This is a genomic window from Streptomyces sp. NPDC006476 (assembly GCF_040612015.1).
GTDB lineage: Bacteria > Actinomycetota > Actinomycetes > Streptomycetales > Streptomycetaceae > Streptomyces > Streptomyces griseorubiginosus_B.
In genome coordinates this window covers 1-4,572 of the sequence record NZ_JBEXPK010000197.1, presented here as the reverse complement: position 1 = coordinate 4,572, position 4,572 = coordinate 1, and the positions used below count along the sequence as shown (strand labels likewise).

At 68.2% G+C, this 4,572-nt stretch carries 3 protein-coding genes and 1 pseudogene; 3 read left to right on the top strand and 1 reads right to left on the bottom strand.

Annotated elements, in window-relative coordinates; genetic code table 11:
• A pseudogene (locus ABZZ74_RS52680) lies at positions 1-108 on the top strand (SAM-dependent methyltransferase); the annotation flags it as partial.
• A 251-nt stretch (positions 109-359) separates the two neighbouring features.
• Here the strand turns inward: ABZZ74_RS52680 and ABZZ74_RS52675 are convergent.
• Positions 360-542, bottom strand: a complete 183-nt coding sequence (locus ABZZ74_RS52675) for a hypothetical protein (protein WP_356951240.1) — start codon at positions 540-542, stop codon at positions 360-362.
• 156 nt (positions 543-698) lie between these two features.
• On the opposite strand from ABZZ74_RS52675, the gene ABZZ74_RS52670 reads away from it, so the two are divergent.
• Both ABZZ74_RS52670 and ABZZ74_RS52665 read left to right on the top strand, forming a co-directional pair.
• Positions 699-1,034 carry a hypothetical protein gene (locus ABZZ74_RS52670; RefSeq protein ID WP_356951239.1) on the top strand — a complete coding sequence of 112 codons (336 nt, stop codon included), beginning with the start codon at positions 699-701 and terminating at the stop codon, positions 1,032-1,034.
• A 586-nt stretch (positions 1,035-1,620) separates the two neighbouring features.
• On the top strand, positions 1,621-4,311 hold the full coding sequence (locus tag ABZZ74_RS52665; RefSeq protein WP_356951238.1) for a M36 family metallopeptidase: 2,691 nt from the start codon (positions 1,621-1,623) through the stop codon (positions 4,309-4,311).
• Positions 4,312-4,572 lie beyond the last annotated feature (261 nt).

The following is a 4,572-nucleotide window of genomic DNA, read 5'->3' as shown; positions in this document are numbered from 1 at the left end:
TCGGTACGGCGGCTGCTGGACCGCGGGCTGCCCAGGGGCGACGAGCGGGTGCTCGACCTCGGGTGCGGAAGCGCGGAGTGGCTGCTGCGGGCCCTGGCCACGCGGCCTGGCCCGCGCGGTTGAGCTGGCCACCGTCCTGGGCAACGACAAAGTCGACCAGGCCCTCGGTCTGGCGGCCACGGCCGGGCGCTTCGCCGACGACGACCTGCTCTCGATCCTGGGACACATCGCCGACAGCAAGCCCGCCGGCGAGGTCGTCCGCGCCGACGAGTCCCACTCCGTCCAGAACGGAACCATCGGCTGGCAAGCCCTGGGCCAGTAGGCAACGACTTCAATGAAGTTGACGCACGACTCTGCGGTCAGTCGCCGACAAACCACAGATAACGGTGTGACCCCTGCTCGACGACCTGGCACAACTCGCGAGCCTGGCCGACCCAGTCACCGCCGCAGGCAGCCGGGAGCCGGTCGAGTTCCGCCAGCAGCAGCGACACCTGCCGATGGTTGAAGACCGCATCCCCATAGGGAATCAGGCCCCAGAGCATCGGGAACAGCCCGGATTCAGATCACCGAAAGCGGAAGTCCACTCCACCCCGCCCTCGGCCCGTGCTATGACGTCGCCGCTGTCACCGCGCACCTGCATATCGATCACCCGTCGAGCCTATCGGCGCCAATCCTGACCGACGAAGGAATTAACGACCATGACGTTCCCCCAGGCCCCGGCCCTGCCCGAGGAGCTCGACAAGCTCATGCGCCGCATGCGCCTGCCCTACATGCGCAAAGCGGCCCCGGACGTCCTGGCCACCGCCCGAGCCCAACGCTGGGACCCCGCCGAGGTGTTGCGGCTGCTGATATCCGAGGAGGTCACCGGCCGCGACGCCGCTACCCGGCGTCTTCGTCGCCACTCGGCGAACTTCCCCACCGGCAAGACCCTGGGCTCCTGGCGAGCCGAGGACTCCACCTCAGCGACCTCGACACGCTCAACACCGAACTCTCCACCTGGCAGAACTCCACCAACTCCGACCAGTGTCAGGTGAACTGGCAGTTCACCACCCACGACGCACGCATCAAACTCCGCCACCTCTACCCCAGAAATTAGCTGCGACAAACTACTAGGAGCCGTTCACCCGTCCCCTGGCTCTTCTCGGACTCCGCTGACCAGCGCAGACGCACCAACGATCAGACTTTGAAACCGCCCTGCCTGCCACCCGGCCTTGGGGGAACTTCATCACAGTAGGAGGGGAGGTGTACTTCTGCAGAACGTCCACGCGGTGGAGAGCGGGGCATATGCCTCTACACGGCCCATCGGGCGCCCTGGGAGGCTGCGGAGCGAACAAGTCGACTGCTGTAGGCAGTCGTTGGACTCCCCCCTCTGGCGAGACGTTGACGATGGCGAGAGCCTTTTCCAAGCGCACACGCGCGTCCATATTAACCGCGACGGCCAGCCTCGTGCTGGCCGCTACTTCTTCACTCGGGGCTGCGCAGGCGGTTCCGGACAATCCGGCGGTCCCCGCTGATACAGGCGCTCCGGCGGTCCAGACGCCGCCTCCGCCTTCTCAGCGGACCCTGATACGCAAGGACGCCGCACTAGCGAAGGCCGAACAGCGCCTGGGGGTACGGAAGTTGCGTGAGCAGCTCGGTACCCAGGGTGTGCTCGAGCTGGACCCGGCTACCGGCACCGCCCGCCAGGTGGCAAAGCTGGACGGGTACCTGACGCCGCCCAGCGGCGACAGCGCCGAGAACATCGTCGGGGATTACCTACGAGCCCATCCCGACGTCTTCGGCCTGACCGGCGCCCAGGTCCACGACCTGACGCTGCGCAAGCAGTACACCGATGTCGCCGGCATACGTCACCTGTCCTTCCTTCAATCGGTGAACGGTGTGCCGGTGTTCGGTAACGGTGTCAAGGCGAACGTTTCCGGGGACGGGCGGCTGATCAGCGTGCTCGGCTCGCCGGTGGCAAAGCTGCCGTCGGCGCTGGCCCGGGTGCGGGTCACCGGGCCGCAGGCCCGGGACACCGCCGTCCGTGACATCGCGGGGGCCGGGGCCGACGGCAACCCGCGCACCGGCACCGCCCAGCAGGTCGTCTATCCGGCGCCCGACGGCACCGCCCGCCGAGCCTGGCAGACGGTAACCTCACCGGACGGCCACGGCATGTGGCTGCACGTCGTCGACGCGGTCACCGGCCGGGTCCTGTACCGGCAGAACCTGTCCTCCGACCTGACCGCGACCTCTTCGCAGGCCACCGCCGCCGGCCGCCCCCCGTCCACCGCGGCGGCCCCGGCGTCCAGCGGCAAGGTGCTGGTCTGGGACCGTTACCCGGGTGCCCCGACGGGCGGCAAGCAGCACACAGGTGACCTGACCGCCAAGGGCTGGCTTCCCAAGAATGCCAGGACCCTCAACGGCCCGATCGCGCACGCCTTCAGCGACGTCAACGACAACAACAAGGTCGACCAGGGAGAGGAGATCACACCGGCGGGGGGCGGGACGTTCGCCTTCCCCTTCAAGCCCTTCACCGGCAACGGCTGCGACGGTTCGCTGCCCTGCTCCTGGGACCAGAAGAAGCCCGGTTCCTGGAAGACCAACCGCGAGCAGAACGCCGCGCAGGTCTACTACTACCTCGGCACCTACCACGATCACCTGGAAGCCACCCCGATCGGCTTCACCCGCAAGACCGGCAACTTCGACGGACGCGACGGCGACGCCGTACAGGCGCAGACCGACGACGGCGCGGCGATCAACAACGGGCTGCCAGACGAAAACCACCTGAACAACGCCAACATGAGCACCCCGCCCGACGGCCAGGCACCCACCATGCAGATGTACCTGAGCGGCTCCGGCCTCGGCGCCAACATGCTGCAGGCCAACTGGGGCGACGACGCGGCCACCGTCTACCACGAGTACACGCACGGCCTGTCCAACCGGCTCGTCGTCGACGCCGACGGTGTCTCGTCTCTGACCGGTCAGCAAGACTGGGCCATGGGCGAGGCCTGGAGCGACTGGTACGCGCTGGACTTCCTGGTCAACCAGAAGCTGCTGACGGACGGTCCGCGCACCGACGGCGACGTGGCCCTCGACCCGCCTCACTGGACGGACGAAGCGCCCTCGCGTAGCCAGGCGTTGGACTGCCCCGTGGGATCGACATCGGCCAAGTGCCCGGGCACGAAAAAGGCGGGCCCCGGCGGCTACACCTACGGCGACTACGGGAAGATCTCCTCCCGTGGTCCCGAGCCGCACGCCGACGGCGAGATCTGGAGCGAGACACTCTGGGACCTGCGCGCCGCGCTCGGCAGCAGGCTCAGCGAGTCTCTGCTGACCCGGGCGATGGAGCTGTCGCCCGCCGCCCCGAGCTTCCTCGACGAGCGCAACGCCATCCTGCAGGCCGACGCCGTGGTCAACGGCGGCCGGGCCCAAAGGACGATCTGGAAGGTGTTCGCCCATCGGGGGATGGGGTACTTCGCCGCGGCTCTCTCTGCTGACGACACCCAGCCCGCCGAGGACTTCTCCCTGCCGCCCGGCCCGGCCAGCCCGCGGGTCACCCTCACCGGCAAGGTCACCGACGACACGACCGGCGCCCCGGTGAGCGGGGTCACTGTCAGCGTCAGCGGCCACAACACCGGCTTCCCCGGCGCCGACCTTTCCGCCGTGACCAAGACGGACGGCACCTACGCGATCCCCCATGTCCCCGAGGGCACGTACCGGAAGGTGTATGCCAGCGGCAACGGCTATGAGGCCAAGGCCCGCACCATCATCGTCAAGCCCGGTTCCGCCGGCGCCGACTGGCAGCTGCGCCGTGACTGGGCGGCCTCGTCCGGCGGTGCCCAGGTCACCGACTTCACCGGCAGCGACAACACCAACCTCGGCTGCGGCCCGGGCGGCCTGATCGACACGACGTCTGCGGTGTGGGGCTCGGATGCCAAGGGCGGCACCAACGGCACCGGGGTCGACCCGGTCCACACCACACTCAAGCTGCCCAAGCCGGTGGACATCAGCGAGTTCCTCGTGGACCCGACGGCGGGCTGCGGCGACGGCATCACCGCGTCCCTAGGCGACTATCAGATCGAGACCTCCCCCGAGGGCACCACCTGGGCCACCGCCGCCGTGGGCCACTTTAAGCCCGCCGACACTGGCCGGCAAAACGCCGTGACCCTCAAAGCTGGCACCGGGCAGAACATCCAGTACGTCCGCCTGACCATGATCGGCAACCAGGCCGCCGACAACAGCGTCGACTGCACGAAGGACGCGAGCCCAGCGGGCTGCCACTTCATGGACGCAACCGAACTCGTCGTCCACGGCACAGCGCACCAGAGCTGAGGAAAGCACCGGGCCAAAGACCCCGAGGGTGGCATCCCGCTGTGTGCGGGATGCCACCCTCGGGCCGTCCGAAGCACTCGCCAGCCAGCGGCGGTATCGGACGAGGGAGTGTCTTGACTTCTCCCCCAGCTGAAGCAGGGAGATTCTTCCCTCGCGGGTTGAGCTTTCTGCTTCTCAGACAGCAGCTGCCCCGAACTAACGGCAAGGGACGTTGGTACGCCCAGCAGTCTCACGCCAGCTCCACAGACCTGACATCCCGCC